Here is a 23,355-nt window from a genome sequence, read left to right as displayed (position 1 = left end):
GGGAAAGGTCCTCATTCCTTGATGCAATCAACGGTGTAATGCCGTCCATTGCCCTCGTCTTCGTGTTGCAGTCCATGCACATCAACGACAAACCCGGGGAAGCTGCTGTCGAACGTGCGAGCAAACGACAGGTAATCGATGATCGATCGGGTCGACTCGGTGAACCGTTCGCCCGGCATGATCAGCGGAATGCCAGGCGGATACGGAACCAGCATGACCGCGGCGATCCGTCCATCCAGCGCATCGATCGACACGGCCTCCACTTCACCGCGCACCAATTGATCATAGGCGTCAGCCGGCTTCATGGCGATTTCCGGCAACACGGTGTACATGCGCTTGAGGTGTTTGGCTGTGGCATTGCTGCGATAACAGGCATGCAATTGATCGCACAAATCACGCAAACCCATGCCCTGATAACGCGCGACATTCTGCTGCGCCACGCACGGCAGGCACGTCGACAAACTGACGTTGGCGTCGTAACTGCGCTTGAACTCAAGCAACTCGGTGAGCAGCGTGCTCCATTTACCTTTGGTGATGCCCATGGAGAACAGCACGAGGAATGAATACAGCCCGGTCTTCTCGACCACCAGCCCGCGTTCCCAGAGAAACTTACTGACGACCGCCGCCGGAATTCCGCGCTCACTCAGCGCACCGCCTGCAGTCAGACCTGGCATCACCAGGGTGACTTTGATCGGATCAAGCAGGACGTAATCGTCGGTCACGCCACCAAAGCCATGCCAGTCGGCGTCGGGTTGCAGTAACCAGTCCTGGGTCTCGACGCGATCAATGCCTTCGACCGACGGCGGCTGCCAGATGGAAAACCACCAGTCATCCGCGGCGATGTGTTGCCGCAGATTGGCCAGGGCCCGGCGAAAACTCAGGGCTTCGTCGAACATTTCCTGCAACAGCGAACGCCCGGCCGGGCCTTCCATCATCGCCGACGCTACGTCCAGCGACGCGATGATGCTGTACTGCGGCGATGTGGAGATGTGCATCATGAACGCTTCATTGAAACGGTCGCGATCCAGTTGCCGCGCGCCGCCGTCCTGGACGTGAATCATCGAGGCCTGACTGAACGCCGCCAGCAATTTATGCGTGGAATGAGTGGTAAAGACCAGCGGGCCATCGTCGCTACGGGATGTGCCCATGCCGTAACGCCCGGCGAAAAACTCATGGAACGCCGCGTAGGCGTACCAGGCTTCGTCGAAATGCAAAACTTCGACGCTGTTGCCCAGTTGCTGCTTGATCAGCTCGGCGTTGTAACAGAGGCCGTCGTAGGTCGAATTGGTCACCACCGCCAGCTTGACCTTGGGCGCCCGGCCTTTGGTCAGTGGGCTGGCGTCGATTTTCGCCTGGATTGATTCGCGGCTGAATTCGCTTAGCGGAATAGGGCCGATGATCCCCAGCTCATTGCGCTCCGGGCACAGGTACAGCGGAATCGCGCCGGTCATGATGATCGAGTGCAACACCGACTTGTGGCAGTTGCGGTCCACCAGCACCAGATCATCGCGAGCGACCATCGAATGCCAGACGATCTTATTGGCGGTCGAGGTGCCATTGATCACGAAAAAGGTGTGATCGGCGCCGAAATTACGCGCGGCTCGCGCTTCGGCTTCGGCCAGTGGGCCGGTGTGATCGAGCAAAGAACCCAATTCCGGCACCGAGACCGACAAGTCCGAACGCAGGGTGTTCTCGCCGAAAAACTGATGAAACGCCTGGCCGACCGGACTCTTGTGATAAGCCACTCCCCCGCCATGGCCGGGCGTGTGCCAGGAATAATTGGAATCAGCCGTGTGCTGCACCAGCGCCTTGAAAAACGGCGGGAGCAAACCATCAAGGTATTTGCGGGCGGCCCGGGCCACTTGCCGGGCGAGAAAAGGCACGGTGTCTTCGAACAGATAAAGAATGCCGCGCAGTTGATTGAGCTCGGCCATGGCGTCGGCCGGAGCGTTCTCTAGCGTCACCTGCTCACCCAGGGCGAAGATCGGCAGGTCCGGCGCACGAACCCGTGCGAGGCCGATGAGCTCCGCCATATTGTGTAACAAATGCGAGTGGGTGCTGGGGTCTTCGGCGGCGATCAACATGCAGGAGAGACCGTGATGGGTCGAAGCGACCAGCCGCCCCTCAGCGTAATCCACTGCCGAAACGATGCTGAAGCCTTCCTGCTCCAGCTCCCGGGCGATGCCTCGCACGCGGTCACCGGCAACGGTGTCGGCCTTGATGTCGCGGTGGACGATCAGGACCGGGAATTTCAAATCTTTATACATGAGACTCAGTGTCCTGAGGCTGCAGGCCGCGGCCTGCCAATATCCTCAGGGTAGAGGGTTCAAGCGCATGTGGCGAGCGCCGATGCCCCGAAGCGGGTCAACCGGCGCACCATCATGTAGCCAGCATTTCAGGCCTGAGCCTTGGCCTCGGCCAGTTGCTGCCACAACGACGGAGCGCCCGCAGCCTTGGCAATCGCTTCCAGACGCGCCACGTGCCGGGCCAGATCATCTTCGCTGGCGCGGATGATGCGGGTGGGCTGGCGATCGGCCGGCAAACGGCGGATTTCGGTGGCGGAGTTGTCCGCACCTTCACCCGAGCCATTGCCATCGGACGCATTACCGGCCAGCGACAGGCTGGTCTGGCCACCGGTCATGGTCAGATAAACGTCGGCGAGAATCTCGGAGTCGAGCAAAGCGCCGTGCAGTTCACGGCCGGAGTTGTCGACGCCGTAACGTTTGCACAACGCGTCGAGGCTGTTGCGCTGTCCCGGGTGACGTTCCCGGGCCATCATCAGGGTATCGAGGATCGAGCAGTGTTGCGTGATGTCCGCACGATCGTGCTGGCCCATCAAGGCGAATTCGTTGTTGATGAAACCAACGTCGAACGCCGCGTTATGGATGATCAGCTGTGCGCCCTTGATGAATTCGAAGAACTCATCGGCCACTTCGCTGAAACGCGGCTTGCCCACCAGGAATTCGTTGGTGATGCCGTGGACGCCGATCGCGCCTTCATCGCTCTCGCGATCCGGCTGCAGGTAAACGTGGAAATGCCGGCCGGTCAGGCGCCGACCGATCAACTCGACACAACCGATTTCAATAATCCGGTGGCCGTCGGTCACCGGCATGCCGGTGGTTTCGGTATCGAGTACAACGGATCTGGTGGCCATCAGTGCTCAGCTCTCAACGGGTCATTCGTGCAAAAGCGGCGATGTTAACACGCTCGCCGGGGTCTTTCAGATACACCGTGCTGCACCCATCGCGAGCAGACTCGCTCCCACTGATCGTTCCCACGCTCTGCGTGGGAATGCAGCCCGGGACGCTCTGCGTCCCACTGGAACGCGGAGCGTCCCTTGAGGCATTCCCACGCGGAGCATGGGAACGATCAGTGGGCGACTTCAGGCCTGTTTGTAACCGCGCACTTCATCCACGCCACGGTTAGCCAACTGGTCCGCGCGTTCGTTACCGTGATGACCGATGTGTCCGCGCACCCATTTCCAGGTGACGTTGTGGCGGTTGACCTGCTCATCCAGCAGTTTCCACAGGTCGGCATTCTTGACCGGTTCTTTCGCGGCAGTTTTCCAGCCGCGCTTCTTCCAGTTGTCCATCCACTCGTTGATGCCTTTCATCACGTACTGCGAGTCAGTCACCAGCAGGACGTCGCAGGAGCGCTTGAGTTCTTCCAGGCCGCGGATCGCGCCCATCAGCTCCATGCGGTTGTTCGTGGTGTTGGCTTCGCCGCCCCACAGCTCCTTTTCAACGCCCTTGCACACCAGCAACGCGCCCCAGCCACCTGGGCCAGGGTTGCCTTTGCAGGCGCCATCGGTGAAGAGTTCTACGCTATCGCTCATGCCAATCTATCCAGAAAATGCGGTGGCCCGCCGATCGGTGACCGACGATGCCCGAGGCCGGAACAGGTCCGGCCGGGAAAATAAAGTGTGTATTACGGGTCGATGCGGCGGCGATTGACCTTGGCCATCGGCAACGGAATCAGCTTGCCCATCGGTTCGCGCCGTTCCTGACGCAGCGGCCGCAAGCCCACCACGATCTTGCGCGCAACCAATAAATAGAAGCCGCCACCCGACAGCTGCCAGTCACCGGCCTTGCGCTCCCAACCGGCCAGACGAGCCTGCCAGGCGGGTGACGCAAGCGGCGGACGATAGCACCCGAAGCGGCGTTTCTCCAGCGCGAAGCCCAGCAGGTTCAACCAGTCACCGACCCGCGACGGCGAGATGCAGCGAGCCTTGCGCAGACCATCGTGGGCGAACACATGACGCAAGCCCCACGTGCTCCAGGGATTGATCCCGACGATCAGCAAATGCCCGCCGGGCCGCACGCTGCTGGCCGCTTCACGCAGCAGGCCGTGGGGCGAAAGGCAGAAATCCAGCCCGTGCTGCAACACCACCACGTCAGCGGCATGCTCGCTCAACGGCCAGGCCTGCTCTTCACAGACGATCTCGACGCCCGGCAATGGTGCGCCGAGACGTACATTGCGCTGCACCTGAGGCGCCGACGGCGGCGTCTGGGCCGACGGACCGTAATGCACCAGGTAACCGCCGAAGAAGCGCCCCAACTCGTCTTCGAGCATGCGCCGCTCTTCGTCCAGCAGAAATTGCCCAATCGGGCCGGACAGCCATTCACGGGCCGCGCTGATCAATGTCAGCCACTCAGGATCGGCCTGAGCGAACGCTTTATCGGTCATTGCATTCTCCAACGCGCCAGGAAGTTCTAAGATGCGCCATTGTTTTCCGCTTGGCGAATCCGACGATGATACAGATCAGTGCCCTGCCCGCCTTCACCGACAACTACATCTGGTTGTTACAAGACCATCAAACCCAGCGCTGTGCGGTGGTCGATCCCGGCGATGCCGCGCCCGTGCAAGCCTGGCTGGCGGCGCATCCGGGATGGGTATTGAGCGATATTCTGATCACTCATCACCATCATGATCATGTCGGCGGTGTCGAGCAGCTGAAAAAAGCGACAGACGCGACCGTCTATGGCCCGGCCAGCGAAACCATCCCGGCGCGGGACGTGGCGCTCAAGGACAATGACCGCGTCAGCGTGCTGGGCCTGGACTTCGACGTCTTCGCCGTGCCCGGCCACACGCTGGGACATATTGCCTATTACCATCACGGGCTGCTGTTCTGCGGCGATACCCTGTTTGCCGCCGGTTGCGGGCGCCTGTTCGAAGGCACGCCCGAGCAAATGCACGCTTCGCTGTCGCGCATTGCCGCGCTGCCGGAAGATACGCTGGTCTATTGCACCCACGAATACACCCTGAGCAATCTGAAATTCGCCACAGCGGTCGAACCGGGCAATCCGGACACTACCGCACGTCTGGAAAAAGTCATCGCGCAACGTGAAGCCGGAATCATGACGCTGCCCTCTACTCTGGCATTGGAAAAGCTCACAAATCCGTTTTTGCGTACCGGCGAAACATCCGTTAAAGAAAAAGTGGACGAACGGAACGGAACCGATAACCGGGCTCCGAGTGCGGTTTTTGCTGCCTTGCGGGCGTGGAAAGATAAGTTCTAAGCAGGCTATCTATTGGTACAAAAATTCTGAATGGTTGACCGCAGGGGGTACGCTTTCTAGAATCGCCCGACATTTTTGCCCGGAACTTACTTCCAGCCAATGTCGTCATCTATTCGCAAAGCCATCAATTCAGACGCATTGACCCGCTTGGCTCAAGCCATAGCGGTGGCTGTGTCCGCCACTCTGGCGGGCTGTTCCAGCCATGTGCCGCAGACCGAAGCGACACACACTCCGAATATCGCCGCGCGAGCCAAGCAGAAACCCATCTGGCTCAGCGAAAAACCAACACCGCAAGTACCACAGGACGTCTGGGAGCGCATGCGCCAGGGCTTCCAGTTGCAGGACGGCCTGGGCGTCAACCCGCGTATCGAGCAACAGCGCCTGTGGTTCGCCAGTAATCCGTCCTTTCTCGAAAACGCCGGCGAACGCGGCAGCCTCTACATTCACTACATCATCGAACGCCTTGAAGAACGCAACATGCCGCTGGAACTGGCGCTGTTGCCCGTGATTGAAAGCGCCTACAACCCGATGGCCTATTCCCGGGCCGACGCGGTGGGTCTTTGGCAATTCATCCCGTCCACCGGGCGTTACTACAACCTGCGTCAAACCCGTTTCTACGATGGCCGCCGCGACATTACCGCCTCGACCACCGCGGCCATGGATTACCTGACTCGCCTGCACGACATGTTCAACGGTGACTGGTTGCTGGCACTCGCTGCCTACAATGCCGGTGAAGGCACGGTCAGCCGCGCCATCGAGCGCAACGAAAAGCTCGGCTTGCCAACCGATTACTGGAACCTGCCACTGCCGGCCGAAACCCAGGCCTATGTGCCGAAGCTGCTGGCCCTGTCGCAGGTCGTACTGGCTCCTGAAGCCTATGGCGTGAATCTCAACCCGATCGCCAATGCACCGTACTTCCAGGTCGTCGAAATCAATCAGCGCATGGACCTGTCCAAGGTTGCTGAGGTGGCCAACATCGACGAGGACGAGCTGTTTCAGCTCAACCCGGCATTCAAGCAGCGTACGACCATCGACGGCCCCCAGCATTTGCTGGTGCCGACGTCCAAGGCACAGCTGCTGACCGCCAGCCTGTCGACCATGCGTCCTGAAGAGCTGATCAGCAAAAAATCGTTCAAGCCGGTCTTCGAAGGTGCCGACGAGTCCGAAGTCGCCAGCCTCAAGCGCGCCTACCGGGTGAAACGTGGCGACAACCTCGCCGCCATCGCCAGGGCCAACAAGGTCGACCTCAAGGACCTGCAGCGCTGGAACAAGATGACTGGCAAAGACCTCAAGGTGGGTCAGACACTGGTGATGCAAGACACAACCAAGCGAAGCGGCGGTCGCGTCAACACGGTGGTGGCGGCGAACAGCAAAACCGGCAGCAAGGCGGCCAAGGAAAAACCGCCGACCCAATACAAGGTTCAGCAAGGCGACTCGCTGTATATGGTTGCCAAACGTTTCAACGTAGAAATGCAACACCTCAAGCGCTGGAACCCTCGGGTCGGCCAGGCGCTGAAGCCGGGGCAGATGCTGACGGTTGCTTCGCCACGCTAAGAATGGGCCCCTGATTTCAGGGGTTTTTTATGCCTGCAGCACGGGTTTTCAGGCAAGCCCGCTCGCACAGGATCTGCAATCCGCACGGCTATCCAGCGCACCATTAACAGCGCATTAACCCCCTGTCTTTTTCCTGTCGATACAAGCTGTTACTGTACGGCCCACAAAGCCCAAGCCGCCTGGATCGGATCTCTGACTTGAAGCGTCCCCTCCTCCTGCTCCTGATCAGCCTGGCCTTGAGCTCCACCGCAAGCGCGACGATCAGCGAAAGCCACGGTTATGCGCAGTTCGGCACGCTCAAGTACCCGGCCAGATTTACCCACTTCGACTGGGTCAACCCGCAAGCGCCCAAGGGCGGTACGTTGCGGGTGATGGCGTTTGGCACCTTCGATACGCTCAATCCCTACACGTTCAAGGGTTCGAGCCCGGTCTCCACCCCCAACTTCCTGCAGTACGGCATCAACGAGCTCAACGAACCGCTGATGGTCGGCACCGGCCAGTACGCACCGTCCGGCGACGAGCCGACTTCCAGTTATGGCCTGATTGCCCAATCGGTGGAATACAGCGAAGACCGCAGTTGGGTGGTGTTCAACCTGCGCCCCGAGGCGCGGTTCCACGATGGCACCCCCATTACGGCCTACGACGTGGCGTTTTCCTACCGTTTGCTGCTCAAGGAAGGTCATCCGCAATACCGCACCAGCCTTCAGGAAGTGTCGCGGGTCGACATTCTCAATCCGCAGCGCATTCGTTTTGTGTTCAAGCGCGCCGGCAATCCGTTGCAGATCCTGCGCATGGGCGAGTTGCCAGTGCTGCCCCAGCATTACTGGAAAGGTCGCGATTTCAAGGCCACCACCTTCGAACCACCACTGGGCAGCGGCCCGTACCGCATCACCTCGGTCACACCTGGGCGTCAAATCGTTTTCGAACGGGTCAAGGACTACTGGGGCAAGGACCTCGCGGTCAATCGCGGCAAGTACAACGTCGATCGCATGGAAGTCGAGTTCTACCGCGACAGCGATGTGGCCTTCGAAGCTTTCAAGGCTGGCGAATTCGACATCTACATCGAGCATCAGGCCAAGAACTGGGATAACGGTTACAACTTTCCGGCCATCACTCGGGGCGACGTCATCAAGGCGCAGATCCCGCACCAGATCCCGACCCAGACCCAAGGCCTGTTCATGAACAGCCGTCGCCCGACCTTCGCCGAGAGCAAGGTTCGTGAAGCGCTGGGGCTGATGTTCGATTTCGAGTGGACCAACCGCACGCTGTTCAGCGGTGCCTACAAGCGCGCGTTGAGTTATTACCCCAACAGTGAATTCTCTGCTACCGGGCTGCCGGTCGGGCACGAATGGCTGATGCTCAAGCCGTATCGCGAGCAATTGCCCGCCAAGCTCTTCACCGAGCCGTTCAGCCTGCCGAAGACTGAAGGGCGCGGCATCCCCCGGGAAACCATGCGAAAGGCCCTGACACTGCTCGCAGAGGCCGGCTGGAAGCTCAATGGCCAACGGATCGAGAATGCCAAGGGCCAGCCACTCAGGCTCGAGATACTGCTGGTCAACCCGAACCTGGAACGCATTCTTCAGCCTTACGTCGAGAACCTCGCCAGCATTGGCGTCGATGCACGGCTGCGCACGGTTGATCGCGCCCAGTACAAGCAACGCCTGGATCAGTTCGATTTCGACATGATCCTCATGACCTTGAACCAGACCCTCAGCCCGGGTCTGGAGCAATGGCAGTATTTCCATTCCAGCCAGGTTGGGGTCAAGGGCAGTAAAAACTATGCCGGCATCGACAACCCTGTGGTCGATCACCTGCTTGAACAGTTGCTCGCCGCCCAAACACGCGATGAACAAGTCGCCGCCGGCAAAGCCCTGGACCGTGTGCTGCTGTGGCAGCACTACATGATTCCCAACTGGTACCTCAATTATCACCGCCTGGCCTACCGCAACCGGTTCGCCTTCGTCACCACGCCGCCCTACACCCTGGGCCTGTCCGCGTGGTGGCTGAAATCTTCGGAGAAAGATCGATGAAACCCGTCAGCGCCCTGCTCTTGCAGGCCAGCGGTCTGCTGTTTGCCGGGCTGGCCTGCGCCGCCCCGCAACATGCCGTGACCCTGTACAACGAGCCGCCGAAATACCCGGCCGACTTCAAGCATTTCGATTACGTGAACCCGGACGCACCCAAGGGCGGAATCTTTCGTCAGGCCGGGTTCGGCGGCTTCGACAGCCTCAACCCGTTCATCAGCAAAGGCGTGCCGGCCGACGACATCGGCATGATCTACGACACCCTGGCCAAACAGGGCCTGGACGAGCCTTTCACCGAATACGGACTGGTCGCCGCCAAGATCGAGAAAGCCCCGGACAACAGCTGGGTGCGTTTTTACCTGCGACCCGAGGCACGCTTCCACGATGGTCATGCGATCCGCGCCGAAGACGTGGTGTTCAGTTTCCAGACGCTGACCAAGGATGGCGCCCCGCTCTATCGCGGTTACTACAACGACGTCGATGAGGCGGTCGCCGAAGATCCACTCACCGTGCTGTTCAAGTTCAAGCACAGCAACAACCGCGAACTGCCGCTGATCCTCGGTCAGTTGCCGGTCTTGCCGAAACACTGGTGGGCGAACCGCGATTTCAACAAGGGCAACCTGGAAATGCCATTGGGCAGCGGCCCGTACAAAGTCAGCGAAGTCAAAGCCGGGCGCTCGGTGCGTTATGAGCGGGTCAAGGATTATTGGGGCAAGGACCTGCCGGTCAACCGCGGGTTCTACAACTTCGATGTGATGACCACCGACTACTACCGCGACAACACCGTGGCCCTGGAAGCGCTCAAGGCCGGGCAGTTCGATTACTGGCTGGAAATGACCGCCAAGAACTGGGCCAATGCCTACAACATCCCGGCTGTGACCGAGGGTCGGCTGATCAAGGAACAGATCCCCAACGGCAACCCCACCGGCATGCAGGGGTTTGTGTTCAACCTGCGCCGCCCGGTGTTCCAGGACGTGCGCGTGCGTCAGGCACTGACGCTGTTGCTGGATTTTGAATGGACCAACAAGCAGCTGTTCAATGGCGCCTATGTGCGCACCCGCAGCTTCTTCGAGAACTCGGAAATGGCCGCCACTGGCCTGCCCGACGCCGATCAACTGGCGATCCTCGACCCGTTTCGCGGCAAGATTCCCGAGCAGGTGTTCAGCGAGGCGTTCCAGAACCCGGTGACCGACGCCAGCGGCATGATCCGCACGCAGCAGCGTAAGGCCTATCAGCTGTTGCAAGAGGCTGGCTGGCGGATCGTCGATGACAAGATGGTCGATACCAACGGCAAGCCGGTGACCATCGAGTTCTTGCTGGCCCAGACCGAATTCGAACGCGTGCTGTTGCCGTTCAAGCGCAACCTCAGCGACCTAGGGATCGACCTGGTGATCCGCCGGGTCGATGTGTCGCAATACATCAACCGCGTGCGTTCGCGGGACTTCGACATGATCGTCGGCAGCTTCCCGCAGTCCAACTCGCCGGGTAACGAACAGCGGGAATTCTGGATGTCCGCCGCCGCCGACAAGCCCGGCAGCCGTAATTCCATGGGCTTGAAAGATCCGGTCGTGGACCAACTGGTCGAGCAACTGATCAACGCCGATTCGCGTAAAAGCCTGGTGGCTCACGCGCGGGCGCTGGACCGCGTGCTGCAATGGGGTTATTACGTGATCCCGAACTGGCACATCAAGACCTGGCGCGTGGCTTACTGGAACCACATCGGTCATCCAAAAATCTCACCCAAGTACGACATTGGCATCAACACCTGGTGGGTCAAGCCCGACGCTAAACCGGCGGTGGAAGTCGAAACCAAACTGCAAGCCGACCCTGCGGGCACGGAGTAATAGATGCTGGCGTATATTTTTCGGCGACTGCTGCTGATCATCCCGACCCTGCTCGGCATTTTGCTGATCAACTTCGTGATCATCCAGGCCGCCCCGGGTGGCCCCGTAGAACAGATGATCGCCAAGCTCGAAGGCTTCGAAGGCGCCACCAGCCGCATTGCCGGCGGCGGTGCCGAAGTGTCGGTGGCCGGATCGGCGTACCGCGGTGCCCAAGGCCTGGACCCGGCGCTGGTCAAGGAAATCGAGCACATGTACGGCTTCGACAAATCGGCGCCGGAACGCCTGTGGATCATGATCAAGAACTACGCCACCCTGGATTTCGGCGACAGCTTCTTCCGCGACGCCAAGGTCATCGACCTGATCAAGGAAAAGATGCCGGTGTCGATTTCGCTCGGGCTGTGGAGCACCCTGATCATGTACCTGGTGTCGATCCCGCTGGGAATCGCCAAGGCTACGCGGCACGGCAGCCACTTCGACGTCTGGACCAGTTCGGCAATCATCGTCGGTTACGCGATCCCGGCGTTCCTGTTCGCCATCCTGCTGATCGTGGTGTTCGCCGGTGGCAGCTATCTGGACTGGTTCCCGCTACGGGGCCTGACCTCGAACAACTTTGCTGACTTGAGTACCGGCGGCAAGATCCTCGATTATTTCTGGCACTTGGCGCTGCCGGTGACGGCGCTGGTGATCGGCAACTTCGCGACCATGACGCTGTTAACCAAGAACAGCTTCCTCGACGAAATCAACAAGCAATACGTCGTCACTGCCAAGGCCAAGGGCCTGACCAACCACCGCGTGCTGTACGGCCATGTGTTCCGCAATGCCATGCTGCTGGTAATCGCCGGCTTTCCCTCGGCGTTTATCGGGATTTTCTTCACCGGCTCGTTGCTGGTCGAGGTGATCTTTTCGCTTGATGGCCTCGGCTTGATGAGTTTTGAAGCGGCGATCAACCGTGATTACCCGGTGGTGTTCGGCACACTGTTTATCTTTACCTTGCTGGGGCTGGTGGTGAAATTGATCGGCGACCTCACCTACACCTTTGTCGACCCACGTATCGACTTCGAAAGCCGGGAGCATTGAGATGAATCTGTCCCCGCTCAATCGCCGGCGCTTCGAACTGTTCAAGGCCAACAAGCGCGGCTGGTGGTCGCTGTGGCTGTTCTTGGTGCTGTTCGGCCTGAGCCTCGGCGCCGAGCTGATAGCCAACGACAAACCGCTGGTGGTGCATTACGACAATGGCTGGTACTTCCCTGCGCTCAAGCGCTACCCGGAAACCGCGTTCGGTGGCGAATTCCCGCTGGAAGCCAACTACAAAAGCCCGTACATCCGCGAACTGCTCAAGGCCAAAGACGCCTTTGTCCTGTGGGCGCCGATTCCCTACAGCTACCAGAGCATCAACTACGACCTGAAAGTCCCGGCACCGGCGCCGCCGTCGGCCGACAATCTGCTGGGCACTGACGATCAGGGCCGTGATGTATTGGCGCGGGTGATCTACGGTTTCCGCATTTCAGTGCTGTTTGCCCTGACGCTGACCATTCTCAGCTCAATCATCGGCGTTATCGCCGGCGCCTTGCAGGGCTTCTATGGCGGCTGGGTGGATCTGGCCGGACAGCGTTTCCTGGAGATCTGGTCCGGATTGCCGGTGCTGTACCTGCTGATCATCCTCGCCAGCTTCGTCCAGCCCAACTTCTGGTGGCTGCTGGGGATCATGCTGCTGTTCTCGTGGATGAGTCTGGTGGACGTGGTGCGCGCGGAATTCCTGCGTGGGCGTAACCTCGAATACGTGCGAGCGGCACGGGCACTGGGGATGCAAAACGGTGCGATCATGTTCCGTCACATCCTGCCCAATGCCATGGTTTCGACGATGACGTTCATGCCGTTCATCCTGACTGGCGCCATCGGCACCCTGACCGCGCTCGACTTCCTGGGCTTCGGCCTGCCACCGGGCGCACCGTCGCTGGGTGAGCTGGTGGCCCAGGGCAAATCCAACCTGCAAGCGCCGTGGCTGGGCATGAGCGCGTTTGCGGTGCTGGCGTTGATGTTGAGTCTGCTGGTGTTCATCGGCGAGTCCGCTCGCGATGCCTTCGACCCGAGGAAGTGAAATGAATCAGGACAATCTGATCGAAGTGCGCGACCTGGCCGTCGAATTCGTCGTTGGTGATCGCATTCAGCGCGTCGTCGAAGGCGTGAGCTTCGACATCAAGCGCGGGGAAACCCTGGCGCTGGTAGGCGAAAGCGGGTCCGGCAAATCGGTCACCGCGCACTCGATCCTGCGGCTGCTGCCCTACCCGCTCGCCCGTCATCCGTCCGGGACCATTGAGTATTCCGGGCAGAATTTGCTGAGTCTGAAAGAGAAAACCATCCGCCATATCCGTGGCAACCGGATTGCGATGATCTTCCAGGAGCCGATGACCTCGCTCAATCCGCTGCACTCGATCGAGAAACAGATCAACGAGGTGCTGGGCATTCACAAGGGCCTGATCGGCAAAGTGGCGACCAAGCGCACGCTGGAGTTGCTGGAAATGGTCGGCATACCCGAGCCGCACAAGCGCCTCAAGGCCCTGCCCCACGAATTGTCCGGCGGCCAACGCCAGCGGGTGATGATCGCCATGGCCCTGGCCAACGAACCGGAGTTGCTGATCGCCGATGAGCCGACCACGGCCCTGGACGTGACCGTTCAGCTTAAAATCCTCGAATTGCTCAAGGAATTGCAGGCCCGTCTGGGCATGGCGCTGTTACTGATCAGTCACGATTTGAACCTTGTGCGAAGAATTGCGCATCGCGTATGTGTCATGCAGCGCGGTTGCATCGTCGAACAGGCATCGTGCGAAGAGCTGTTCCGCGCGCCGCAGCATCCGTACACTCGGGAACTGCTGGCAGCGGAGCCTAGCGGCAAGCCGGCAACCAATGTCATTGGCCCGCCGCTGCTGCAGGTCGAGGACCTGAAAGTCTGGTTCCCGATCAAGAAAGGTTTACTGAAAAAGACCGTTGACCACATCAAGGCGGTCGACGGCATCAATTTCAGCCTGCCTCAGGGACAGACCCTGGGGATTGTGGGAGAAAGCGGTTCAGGCAAGTCGACACTGGGGTTGGCGATTTTGCGGCTGATTGCCAGCAAAGGCGCGATCCGTTTTGAAGGCAAGCAGCTAGACTGCCTGACGCAGCAGCAGGTTCGGCCATTGCGTCGGGAGATGCAGGTGGTGTTCCAGGACCCGTTCGGCAGCCTGAGCCCGCGAATGTGTGTGAGCCAGATCGTCGGCGAAGGCCTGCGGATCCACAAGATGGGCACCGAGGCGGAACAGGAACAAGCGATTATTGCGGCATTGAAGGAGGTAGGCCTGGACCCGGAAACCCGGAACCGCTACCCCCACGAATTTTCCGGTGGGCAGCGGCAGAGAATCGCCATTGCCCGGGCATTAGTGCTAAAACCGGCGTTGATTCTGCTGGACGAGCCGACTTCGGCCCTCGACCGCACCGTGCAACGCCAAGTGGTGGAGCTGCTACGTTCACTGCAAACCAAGTACAACCTGACGTATCTGTTTATCAGCCATGACCTGGCTGTCGTCAAGGCGCTGAGCCACCAGCTGATGGTGGTCAAGCATGGCCAAGTGGTCGAACAGGGAGACGCGCAAAGTATCTTTGCCGCCCCCCAACATCCGTATACACAGCAGTTGCTGGAAGCCGCTTTCCTGGCACCAGCCACTGCGCAATAACCTGAAAGAGAGGAGCAACACATGGGTTTTCTCGCCGGTAAGCGCGTACTGATCGTCGGTGTCGCCAGCAAGCTGTCCATCGCATCCGGCATCGCTGCCGCCATGCATCGCGAGGGCGCTGAGCTTGCCTTCACTTATCAGAACGACAAACTCAAGGGTCGTGTCGAAGAGTTCGCACAGAGCTGGGGTTCCAACCCTGACCTGTGCTTCCCGTGCGACGTGGCCAGCGATGAAGAGATCGCCAAGGTTTTCGTTGAACTGGGCAAGAAGTGGGACGGCCTGGACTGCATCGTGCACTCCGTCGGCTTCGCCCCGGGCGACCAACTGGACGGCGACTTCACCGAAGCCACCACCCGTGAAGGTTTCCGCATCGCTCACGACATCAGCGCCTACAGCTTCGTGGCCCTGGCCAAGGCTGGTCGCGAAATGATGAAAGGCCGCAACGGCAGCCTGCTGACCCTGTCGTACCTGGGCGCAGAGCGCACCATGCCTAACTACAACGTGATGGGCATGGCCAAGGCTTCGCTGGAAGCTGGCGTCCGTTACCTGGCCGGCTCCCTGGGCCCGGACGGTACCCGCGTCAACTGCGTATCGGCTGGCCCGATCCGCACCCTCGCGGCTTCCGGCATCAAGAACTTCCGCAAAATGCTGGCGGCCAACGAAGCGCAAACCCCGCTGCGTCGTAACGTCACCATCGACGAAGTCGGCAACGCCGGCGCCTTCCTGTGCTCGGACCTGGCGTCCGGCATCAGCGGCGAAATCATGTACGTAGACGGTGGTTTCAACACCACTGCAATGGGTAGCCTGGAAGAGTGATCTTTCGCTAGCCGATAAAAAACCCGCCTAGGCGGGTTTTTTATTAACTCAAAGCTGGCGATTAATCATCGCGGCTCATGATGCCGAACAGCTGCAACAAGCTGATGAACAGGTTGTAGATCGATACATACAGGCTGATGGTCGCCATGATGTAGTTGCGCTCGCCGCCCTGAATGATGGCACTGGTCTGGAACAGAATGCAGACCGAGGAGAACAGCACAAAACCTGCGCTGATCGCCAGTTGCAGGCCGCTGATCTTGAAGAAGAAGCTTGCCAGCGTCGCACCCAGCAACACGAAGAAGCCAGCGGTGATGAAACCACCGAGGAAGCTCATGTCCTTGCGGGTAATCAGCACGTAAGCCGACAGGCCACCGAATACCAGCGCGGTCATCGCGAAGGCCGAACTGACTACTTCAGCGCCGCCCTGCATGCCCAGGTAGCGGTTGAGGATCGGGCCGAGCAGGAAACCCATGAAACCGGTCAAGGCAAATGCCGACACCAGGCCCCAGGCCGAATCACGGAGTTTGTTGGTGAGGAAGAAAAGGCCGTAGAAGCCGATCAGCACCACGAACACGTTCGGGTAACCGACACGCATCTGCTGAGCGACGAACGCCATCACGCCGCTGAATGCGAGGGTGAGGGCAAGCAAGCCGTATGTGTTGCGCAGGACGCGGCTAACCTCTAGCTGCTCAGCCTGCACGCTGTTATTAACTGCGTAATCCTGTTCGCGCATGGCGACACTCCTGTTGGTTTGAAACGTTCAGTCGCAAAGATCATAACAGACGCTCTGTAACAAGCTATGCAGAGAGTTTGACAGTGTGTTTCATTCAGGTATTATGGCGCCCGCAACGCAAACGGAGGTGTGGCCGAGTGGTTTAAGGCAACGGTCTTGAAAACCGTCGACTGTAACAGGTCCATGAGTTCGAATCCCATCGCCTCCGCCATCTTTATACGACAAAGCCCTGATTATTCAGGGCTTTGTCGTTTCTGGGGCTTGGTAAAAAACCATTGCCCACACTTCAGCCCACACCCTGGATGAAGCATTGCTGTTCGACCCGTCGCTAATTTTTCAAATAGTCTCCTGCGACCAAAAGACATCACCGAGCCCGGTCACGCGAGCTTTATAGCTCCGCCCTGGATATCGTCACGCGCCATTCGTAAGTCAATAGCGTCCTGGTTAAGTCGGTGAATCATGTTGAGCAACCGCTGGCGTAGTACTTCGTCTTTGAGTTGCTCTGCTGCGCGCATCATATCGAGCGCGGCTGCCTCATTGTTAGTGGCGACCGAGTCGAGCAGTTTGCGCAGGCTTCTTGATGGTCGGTTCATCTCCAACCTCCTGGATTTCAGTGAGGCGAAGCATAAGGCTGGAATGTTTCGTAAGTATTTCAACTGCACGAACTGGCTTGAATCAGCGGCTCCGGCTCTTTTGGCGTTAGCTGGCGGTCGATACGCGTGCAGCAACCCGTCATGGATGGCGCGCCGTGGATTCGGTAAAAGACATCGGCGTCCCACCCAAGGTGCGCTTCATACGTTAGTACCGATAGGTAGCCTGCACTGAAACCCCATTCGCACTATTGTTGTAACTGGCACTGTATTCCGGTTGAACACCGGAATTGTTTGCCTGCTTCACCGAGACTTTAGAATCCCAGAGATAACCATAAGCGAAGTCAATCGTCAGATCGGAACTCGGCGAATAAGCGCCACCAAAGGTCACCGCTTGGCGGTTCCCGACCGGAATGCGTACGCTGCGATCGGCATTTCTGATGGGCGACGGATCATAGGCGTAGCCTGCGCGCAGCAGCCATTGTTGGTTCAATTGATAGGAAGCGCCCACTGCGGTGCTCCACGTGTCGCGCCAGTTCATTTCTTCAATCACATGCCCCAGACCCGCTGCCTCGCCGAGGGGGGAAAGACCGCTATTGATTGCCTCGACCTTCTGGATCCGGCTCCAGCGTTTCCAGGTGGTCCCAAGATAGCCCGTCCAGCGACTGTCGAAATGATGGGTGATAGACGTATCCACGGACTCGGGCATGGTGAGGTCTATCTTGTTGTCATATTTTCCGTTCAACGGAATGACGCTCGGGGAGCCAGAAATCTCGGTATGCCCTTCAAGTTGATAATCCACCTTCGAGTGATAGTTAATCCCCCAAGTGGTTGCCTCAGTAAAGTCAATCAACAGGCCGATGTTGTAGCCAAGTGCGGTGTCATCACCCTTGATGGTGACCAGTGTGTCCTCGCCGTTGTTCAGGGCGCCGGTCGCCAGGTAATTCTGAAGCTTTGCATTGAAATGATTTATGGTCGGGCCGCCACCAATGGACACGTAATCATTGATCCGCCAGGCAATGGTCGGTTGCAGGGTTACTTCCTTGGTCGTGCTATAAGAACCGTGATAGCGCCCCTGAAAAGTGCTCTCGTAATCATTGATCAGACCACTGGGGGCATAGAGTCCCAGCCCCATCGAAAAACGATCATCAAGGGGCGTAGACATGTAGACGAAGGGCACGACGCCCAAGGGTACCGAGTCCCCTTTATTGGTGCCTGTGGCACTGCTTCGTGCATCACTGATGTCGTCGCTGACCGAAACGACCGCGGCCCCGCCGGAAATCTCACTGCGCTTCAACTTGGTCAAGCCTGCGGGATTTCCAAAGATAGTGCTCGCGTCCAGCGCCGAAGACGACCTTCCCGCATAAGCAGTTCCCGCACTGCTTGCACTTTGTTCGTTTAGAGCAATGCCGTTTGCGCTGACGATGGTAGAGGCGCTGAGCAGTGCGATGGCACTGCCGAATTCAATCCAGACAGCACACTTGCGCGGAGTAGAGAGACACGGGATCACGCGGCTATTGAGTTTCATTTTCCACCTCTTGTTTATTGTTTTTGTTGTTTGCACGCAGGCATGGCTTCGCCGCCCCGTGCACTTGTCAGTGCCGGCTGGAATTGATCCAAGTTGTGTCATAGACCTTGGCGGAACAGCACCAAGGCTTGACGGCTGGACTTACAGATTGCGAATCAGGAACTCAATTAATCCACTCGACTTGAAAGCTATAACGGCCCAACAGCGGAGCCAGGACTTCCTGGTCAGGTCCGGCCTTGACGCAGGCAACCTGCCCACGACGATTGTCCTGAACGACTTCAACGGCAATATCCGAAAGCCCCAGACGTTCCACTTCCTGCTGGATGACTTTGGCAATTTCCCTCTGCTGCAAAGCGGGCTTGAATATCTTGCCCACTGCCGTCAGGGGCAATGCGTCGAGGATTTCAATGCGCTTGGGCACGGCTGCCCGCTCGCTGATGTTCAGATGAGCGAACGCTTCAAGTTCTTCAACATTGCAGGTTTGCCCGGGGCGTAGTTGGACGTAGGCAACCGGCACCTCGCCCGAGTAGGCATCGGGGCTACCGATTGCAGCGGCCAAGGCGACAGCGGGATGCGCCTGAAGCGCCTCCTCGATCTGCTTTGGATCGATGTTGTGGCCACCGCGAATGATCAACTCCTTTTTGCGCCCGGTCAGCCAGAAATAACCCTGCGCATCCTGGCGGCCCAAATCGCCGGTATTCAGCCAGCGCTGACCGTCGATATCGATCCAGAGGCCCTGGTTATGACGCTCCTCCAGATAACCCTCGAAGAGGTTCGGTCCACTGATCGTGATGACGCCGATCTCATCCACGTTGGCGTCGCGCAGATACGCTCCAGAATCATCGAGCATGACCGCGCGCATATTCTGATAGGCCAGTCGTATCCCGATGGAGCCGATACGGCGCTCGCCATGGGGTGGATTGATTGACGAGACGCAGGCGCCCTCGGTCAGGCCATAACCTTCAAGGATCTTCACTCCGGTGCGGCGCTCGAATTCCCGGAAAAGCTCAGCGGGCATGGGGGCCGCGCCACAGATTGCATAGCGAAGACTGGAGAGGTCGCGACCCTGCCATTCATTTTGCAGAAGCGCGGCATAGACCGTTGGCACGCCGGAAAAGAGGTTGATACCGAAGTGCTCGACCATCTCCCAGAATCGTGGGATCACGCCCTCGCCACGATACCCCTGAGGCGTGCCGAGGATCACATGGTCGCCTTGAGTCCAAGGCATCAGTCCAGTCACCAGTTGCCCGTTGACGTGAAACAGCGGCAGGCCACAAAACAGAACCTGGACATTACTGCGTGGCTGCATGTGAGCGTCGATGGCCCATGCGTCGAATACTTCAGAGCCATGGGTACGCGCGGCAATTTTGGGGAGCCCGGTGGTGCCGCCCGTACAGATGTAGGAAGAGCACTCATCCTCGCGGATTTGCCGACCGCTCTTGAGGTGTGTGTGGGGCTGGGTATTCATCAGCGATTGCCAATCGTGGATCGCGATACCGCTGTGCACGTCTCGCTCTTTCAGTGCCATGGCTTTCAGAGCCCCTCGCACCGGTTCGTCGACATAGGGCTCCATGCTGACCCAGACAACAGACCTGAGCGTGGGTAGCTGATCCCGTTGCGAAACCAGTTTGGGCCACAGATCGCTGCCCGGAGTCGGGGCGAGTGTCACCACCACTGACACCTTTGCCGCATTCAGCAAGCCTGCGATTTGCTTGGCCTCAAGCAGAGGATTGATCGCCATGACAATCCCCGCCGCCTCCCCGCCCCATAGAGTGAAGTGGGTTTCCGGCAGGTTGGGCAGGATGAAGGCAATCACCTCCCCCGGTTTTATGCCCAGGTCATGGAAGGCATTCGCCGCGCGGGTGATATCCGCGAAGAGTTGGGAGTAACTCCACTCGTGGGTGCGCTTGAAATCGGCGGCATCGGCGAAGAAGCTGAGCGCCGGTGCCTGGGGGGTGCGCTCGGCCGCCACACGCAGCGCTTCATAAGTGCTGCAAGCCAGCCCGCGCTCCGACAAGGGGACTCGCTCAAGACTTTCGATGTCATTCAGGCTTCGAACAATCATTAAACTTCTCCCACGACCCGGTTGCGTTGCACGCCAAGGTCGACCACACCATCGGCGCTGCGAATACGCGCCTCGACCACGTCACCGGCCTTGAGGTACTGCGTCCGGCCCTCTTGTGCCTTGAGGAACAGCTTCCACTTGGTGGCTTCCGGCAAAAGGGCTGCAATGCGCATTTTTCCGGGCGAAGGGATCGTCAGAGCGCAGCCGGCAGGTGTCCCCGTGGCAATCAAGTCTCCGACCGCGAGATCTTGCAACGCGCTAAGTTCGGTCAGGGTTTCAGCGGGGCCGTAAACCAGATTGGCCGTGCTGTCGTTCTGTCGTACCTGGTCGTTGACTGTCAGGCGCAACTGCAGCGCTTTCAGGTAATGCATGCTCTTGGCATCCAGAAGGCACAGGTACGGGCCGACCGGACCAAAAGTACGGTAGCTCTTGCCCTTGTAGAACTGCATCTGGGGAATCTGAATGTCACGGGCCGAGTAGTCATTGACAATGACGACGCCGGCAATGAATTCATGCAAATTGGCGTCGGTGACAGCAATAGCGCCGGTGATCGAGCGTTTCATCACCAGGCCCAGTTCGATCTCGTAGTCAAGGAAGCGCACGTGGCGCGGCTTGATCAGGTCGCTGTCAGCCGCCACCAGGCAACTGGTCGCCTTGGTGAAGATCATGTTGAATTTCTTCGCATCAGGATCCATGCCTGACTCGATCATGTGCTGACGGTAGTTGGCACCCTGGCAGACAAACTGCTGGTTACGGGTCACCGGCGACAGCAGTTTTACGTCGCCCTCCTGCAACTCCGGACCTTTCAGTTGAGCAAGGTCGTCGAGACTGTTCTGGCTGATGAAGTCACCGGTCGTTTCAAAAACACCGGGGACAACTGTGATACGGCCCTGGCGAAGCACGCCCCAGTGGATACCGTTCTGAAATTCAAAGCGGACTACGTGTACAGCAGACATTGAAGGTACTCCTGGAGCGGCGTTTGTCCCGCGTTCAGTGGCGCGGGAACTGTTGTGATGTTCTGAAACGGGGGCTGGCAACGGTGTAGCTCTACCCGAACATGCGCATGAGTGTTATCAGCTTGCGAATGCTCAGGTCAGGGCTGCGTCGCAGGTTGCGGATCAGCAGCAGAAAATTGGCCAGGTTCATTTTGGGTTTGGTAAAACTCCTGGGCATGCGCTGCCCCCACTGCGCCATGGCCTCGGGACTCACCGGATGAATGCCCGTCGGCCGAGTGGCGGTGAAAATATCCCCGTCGCAGTAATGCTCGTGCTTGTCGCCCCAAGGGTCTTGCCAGTAATCGAAGATCTGACTGCCCAGAATGTGCCGGCCGATGCCCCATGAGTGCGCCCAACCGCTCTCACGCAGGACGCGCTGCCCCATACCCACGGCGTCTGTATCGACGACTTCATAAGCGCTATGGCTGTAGGTCGCCATGAACCCTTGCGCAATCGCGAGCGTATGGTGATCCGCGGGAATGTCACCGAGATCAAGGCGCATGAACGTGACGATAGGCGTGCCGTCGGGGAGTACCTGCACATCGCTGGGAATAAACCCGAAATGCTGCGTGTACCAGGCGCAGGTTGCTTGATAGTCGGCCACTTCAATGACGATGTGGCCCAGCTTGAGGACTTCAGGAGGAGTAATCGGCGGACGCTGCGTCGCGTTGATTCGCTGTGGTTCCTGCGCCAGGTTCCAGTTCAGAGGCGCTCGATGTGCCAGCGCCTTGCCTGGTGTCTGGTCGCACACGGCTTCCACAATGAAACCGGAAGGATCCGTCAGTCTGACGTAATAGCCTTTACCCGGATGTTCCGATTTCTCGACCGATGACGCACCCGGGATTCGAGTGAGCTTTTTAAGCTCTTCCAGGGACCGCACGGCAAGCCCGAACCCGATGAAACGGGCCTGTTCGGCCCATTCGACGCGGTAACAATACGCAGCGGCGTCGGTGGCCCGCATATAGAGAATCTCGGCGTCCTGCCGAGCGACCGTCAGGCCGAAGTCAGTCAGGAAACGCGCCGCCTCATTCAAGTCCGGCCGCTGGAAGATCAGGTGAGTCAAAACCTGGGCCTTTACCGTCGGCTGCGGATGCCGCGCGGGGTGTGGTGTCGCCAACCGATGCAATTCTTTTTTGTCGTTCATTGTTGTTGTTTTCCGGGGTTTTAGGGCAAAGCGGTCCCGTACCCCTGAAAATCCAGGGGTTTGCTCAGTCAAATCAATTAGGCGCTCAGTCGAGAGTTGGCAGTGCCGGCAACTCTTGAGTTGCCAACGCACGGGCCTCTTGTGGCGGCACACCCAATGCGCGCAATACCAGCTCGGCGGTATCGGAGCCCGATTCGCGCCACGTTCGGTGACCTTCCAGTACCAGGAAAATCGAGCCGAGCACGCTGCTCGATATCAGCGTCAGTACCGAGAGCAATTGCTCCTGCGCAAACGTATAGCGCCCGGCGGCGAGCCCGCTCAGAAGATCCTTGGTCGCCTGGCTGCTGAACATTTCGCGCAACGCCGAATTGCTCATGGCGAATTTATGGATGAACGCGCCCCACTGGGAATCTTCGTGCGCACGGCGAATGAAGAATCGAATGCCATTGGCCAGGCGATGAGCAGGGTCCGAGAGGGCATTGAAGCTCTTGTTGACGCGCTCATGCATCTCCCTCGCGAGATGGCTGGCGACCGCCTCGAACAGGTTTTCCATGCTGTCGATGTTGCTATAGACCGTTCCGCGCGCCACACCGGCCTCTTGCGCGAGGTCGAGGATGTTCACTTGCGAGGTGCCTCTTTCGGCAAACAGGCGAAAGGCAGCTTGATGGATGCGGCGCTGTGTTGGGTTCAGGGATTCCACGGTTCTCTCTCCAGGATTACCTCATGGATCAATTGAACACTCGTGTTCATTTTGCGTCAATACTATTTTTTGGCCTACTGGAGTCAGCACCCGTAAAAACAGCCTTATGGCAAACATTTCGGATGAGAGGATC

19 protein-coding genes and 1 tRNA gene are annotated in these 23,355 nt (G+C 58.9%); 9 read left to right on the top strand and 11 right to left on the bottom strand.

The window, feature by feature from the left end:
- Window positions 1-11 precede the first annotated feature (11 nt).
- The 4 genes from K5K95_RS23495 to K5K95_RS23480 form a co-directional block, all read right to left on the bottom strand.
- Window positions 12-2,267, bottom strand: coding sequence for an Orn/Lys/Arg decarboxylase N-terminal domain-containing protein (locus tag K5K95_RS23495; RefSeq protein ID WP_222586343.1), 2,256 nt, complete (start codon window positions 2,265-2,267; stop codon window positions 12-14).
- Window positions 2,268-2,395: 128 nt separating this feature from the next.
- Window positions 2,396-3,154, bottom strand: coding sequence for a DNA polymerase III subunit epsilon (gene dnaQ, locus K5K95_RS23490; protein WP_090183233.1), 759 nt, complete (start codon window positions 3,152-3,154; stop codon window positions 2,396-2,398).
- Window positions 3,155-3,382: 228 nt separating this feature from the next.
- Window positions 3,383-3,835 carry a ribonuclease HI gene (gene rnhA / locus K5K95_RS23485; RefSeq protein WP_008028618.1) on the bottom strand — a complete coding sequence of 151 codons (453 nt, stop codon included), beginning with the start codon at window positions 3,833-3,835 and terminating at the stop codon, window positions 3,383-3,385.
- A 92-nt stretch (window positions 3,836-3,927) separates the two neighbouring features.
- Window positions 3,928-4,686 (bottom strand): class I SAM-dependent methyltransferase, encoded by a 759-nt coding sequence (locus K5K95_RS23480; RefSeq protein ID WP_222586342.1) that lies wholly within the window; start codon window positions 4,684-4,686, stop codon window positions 3,928-3,930.
- 65 nt (window positions 4,687-4,751) lie between these two features.
- Here K5K95_RS23480 and gloB point away from each other — a divergent pair, with 65 nt between their 5' ends.
- From gloB to fabI, 8 genes are all read left to right on the top strand, one after another.
- Complete coding sequence (gloB, locus tag K5K95_RS23475) at window positions 4,752-5,519, top strand: hydroxyacylglutathione hydrolase (protein ID WP_222590401.1); 768 nt, start codon at window positions 4,752-4,754, stop codon at window positions 5,517-5,519.
- Window positions 5,520-5,618: 99 nt separating this feature from the next.
- Entirely contained in the window at window positions 5,619-7,073 is a 1,455-nt protein-coding gene (locus K5K95_RS23470) for a transglycosylase SLT domain-containing protein (RefSeq protein ID WP_222586341.1), read from the top strand.
- Window positions 7,074-7,288: 215 nt separating this feature from the next.
- A complete protein-coding gene (locus K5K95_RS23465) occupies window positions 7,289-9,103 on the top strand; it encodes an extracellular solute-binding protein (protein WP_409999734.1) in 1,815 nt (604 codons plus the stop codon).
- Window positions 9,100-10,941 (top strand): extracellular solute-binding protein, encoded by a 1,842-nt coding sequence (locus K5K95_RS23460; protein ID WP_222586339.1) that lies wholly within the window; start codon window positions 9,100-9,102, stop codon window positions 10,939-10,941. The genes K5K95_RS23465 and K5K95_RS23460 overlap by 4 nt, the downstream gene beginning before the upstream one ends.
- A gap of 3 nt (window positions 10,942-10,944) precedes the next feature.
- Window positions 10,945-12,018, top strand: coding sequence for a microcin C ABC transporter permease YejB (locus tag K5K95_RS23455; RefSeq protein ID WP_090183223.1), 1,074 nt, complete (start codon window positions 10,945-10,947; stop codon window positions 12,016-12,018).
- Window position 12,019: 1 nt separating this feature from the next.
- Entirely contained in the window at window positions 12,020-13,039 is a 1,020-nt protein-coding gene (locus tag K5K95_RS23450) for an ABC transporter permease (protein ID WP_090183221.1), read from the top strand.
- Window position 13,040: 1 nt separating this feature from the next.
- Window positions 13,041-14,651, top strand: coding sequence for an ABC transporter ATP-binding protein (locus tag K5K95_RS23445; protein WP_208667977.1), 1,611 nt, complete (start codon window positions 13,041-13,043; stop codon window positions 14,649-14,651).
- Window positions 14,652-14,672: 21 nt separating this feature from the next.
- Window positions 14,673-15,467, top strand: coding sequence for an enoyl-ACP reductase FabI (gene fabI, locus K5K95_RS23440; RefSeq protein ID WP_008152082.1), 795 nt, complete (start codon window positions 14,673-14,675; stop codon window positions 15,465-15,467).
- Window positions 15,468-15,528: 61 nt separating this feature from the next.
- On the opposite strand, the gene K5K95_RS23435 is transcribed toward fabI, so the two are convergent.
- Window positions 15,529-16,200, bottom strand: coding sequence for a Bax inhibitor-1/YccA family protein (locus K5K95_RS23435; RefSeq protein ID WP_222586338.1), 672 nt, complete (start codon window positions 16,198-16,200; stop codon window positions 15,529-15,531).
- A 123-nt stretch (window positions 16,201-16,323) separates the two neighbouring features.
- On the opposite strand from K5K95_RS23435, the gene K5K95_RS23430 reads away from it, so the two are divergent.
- A tRNA-Ser gene (locus tag K5K95_RS23430) sits at window positions 16,324-16,411 on the top strand.
- A 166-nt stretch (window positions 16,412-16,577) separates the two neighbouring features.
- Here K5K95_RS23430 and K5K95_RS23425 read toward each other — a convergent pair.
- The 6 genes from K5K95_RS23425 to K5K95_RS23400 all read right to left on the bottom strand — a co-directional run bounded on the left by K5K95_RS23425 (window position 16,578) and on the right by K5K95_RS23400 (window position 23,222).
- Window positions 16,578-16,793 (bottom strand): hypothetical protein, encoded by a 216-nt coding sequence (locus tag K5K95_RS23425; protein WP_222586337.1) that lies wholly within the window; start codon window positions 16,791-16,793, stop codon window positions 16,578-16,580.
- 205 nt (window positions 16,794-16,998) lie between these two features.
- On the bottom strand, window positions 16,999-18,318 hold the full coding sequence (locus K5K95_RS23420; protein ID WP_222586336.1) for an OmpP1/FadL family transporter: 1,320 nt from the start codon (window positions 18,316-18,318) through the stop codon (window positions 16,999-17,001).
- Window positions 18,319-18,481: 163 nt separating this feature from the next.
- Entirely contained in the window at window positions 18,482-20,383 is a 1,902-nt protein-coding gene (locus tag K5K95_RS23415) for an acyl-CoA synthetase (RefSeq protein WP_222586335.1), read from the bottom strand.
- The gene (locus K5K95_RS23410; RefSeq protein ID WP_222586334.1) at window positions 20,383-21,339 is read right to left on the bottom strand and encodes a fumarylacetoacetate hydrolase family protein; all 957 of its coding nucleotides are present in this window, start codon (window positions 21,337-21,339) and stop codon (window positions 20,383-20,385) included. Before K5K95_RS23410 ends, K5K95_RS23415 begins: the two co-directional genes overlap by 1 nt.
- Window positions 21,340-21,430: 91 nt before the next feature.
- Window positions 21,431-22,522 (bottom strand): VOC family protein, encoded by a 1,092-nt coding sequence (locus K5K95_RS23405; RefSeq protein WP_222586333.1) that lies wholly within the window; start codon window positions 22,520-22,522, stop codon window positions 21,431-21,433.
- 85 nt (window positions 22,523-22,607) lie between these two features.
- Window positions 22,608-23,222 (bottom strand): TetR/AcrR family transcriptional regulator, encoded by a 615-nt coding sequence (locus tag K5K95_RS23400; RefSeq protein ID WP_222586332.1) that lies wholly within the window; start codon window positions 23,220-23,222, stop codon window positions 22,608-22,610.
- Window positions 23,223-23,355 lie beyond the last annotated feature (133 nt).

The sequence above is a fragment of the Pseudomonas sp. DR48 genome (genome assembly GCF_019823085.1).
In the GTDB taxonomy this organism is placed as follows: Bacteria; Pseudomonadota; Gammaproteobacteria; order Pseudomonadales; family Pseudomonadaceae; genus Aquipseudomonas.
The sequence above is the reverse complement of the archived record's forward strand: the minus strand, read 5'-3'. Positions and strand labels throughout refer to the sequence as shown.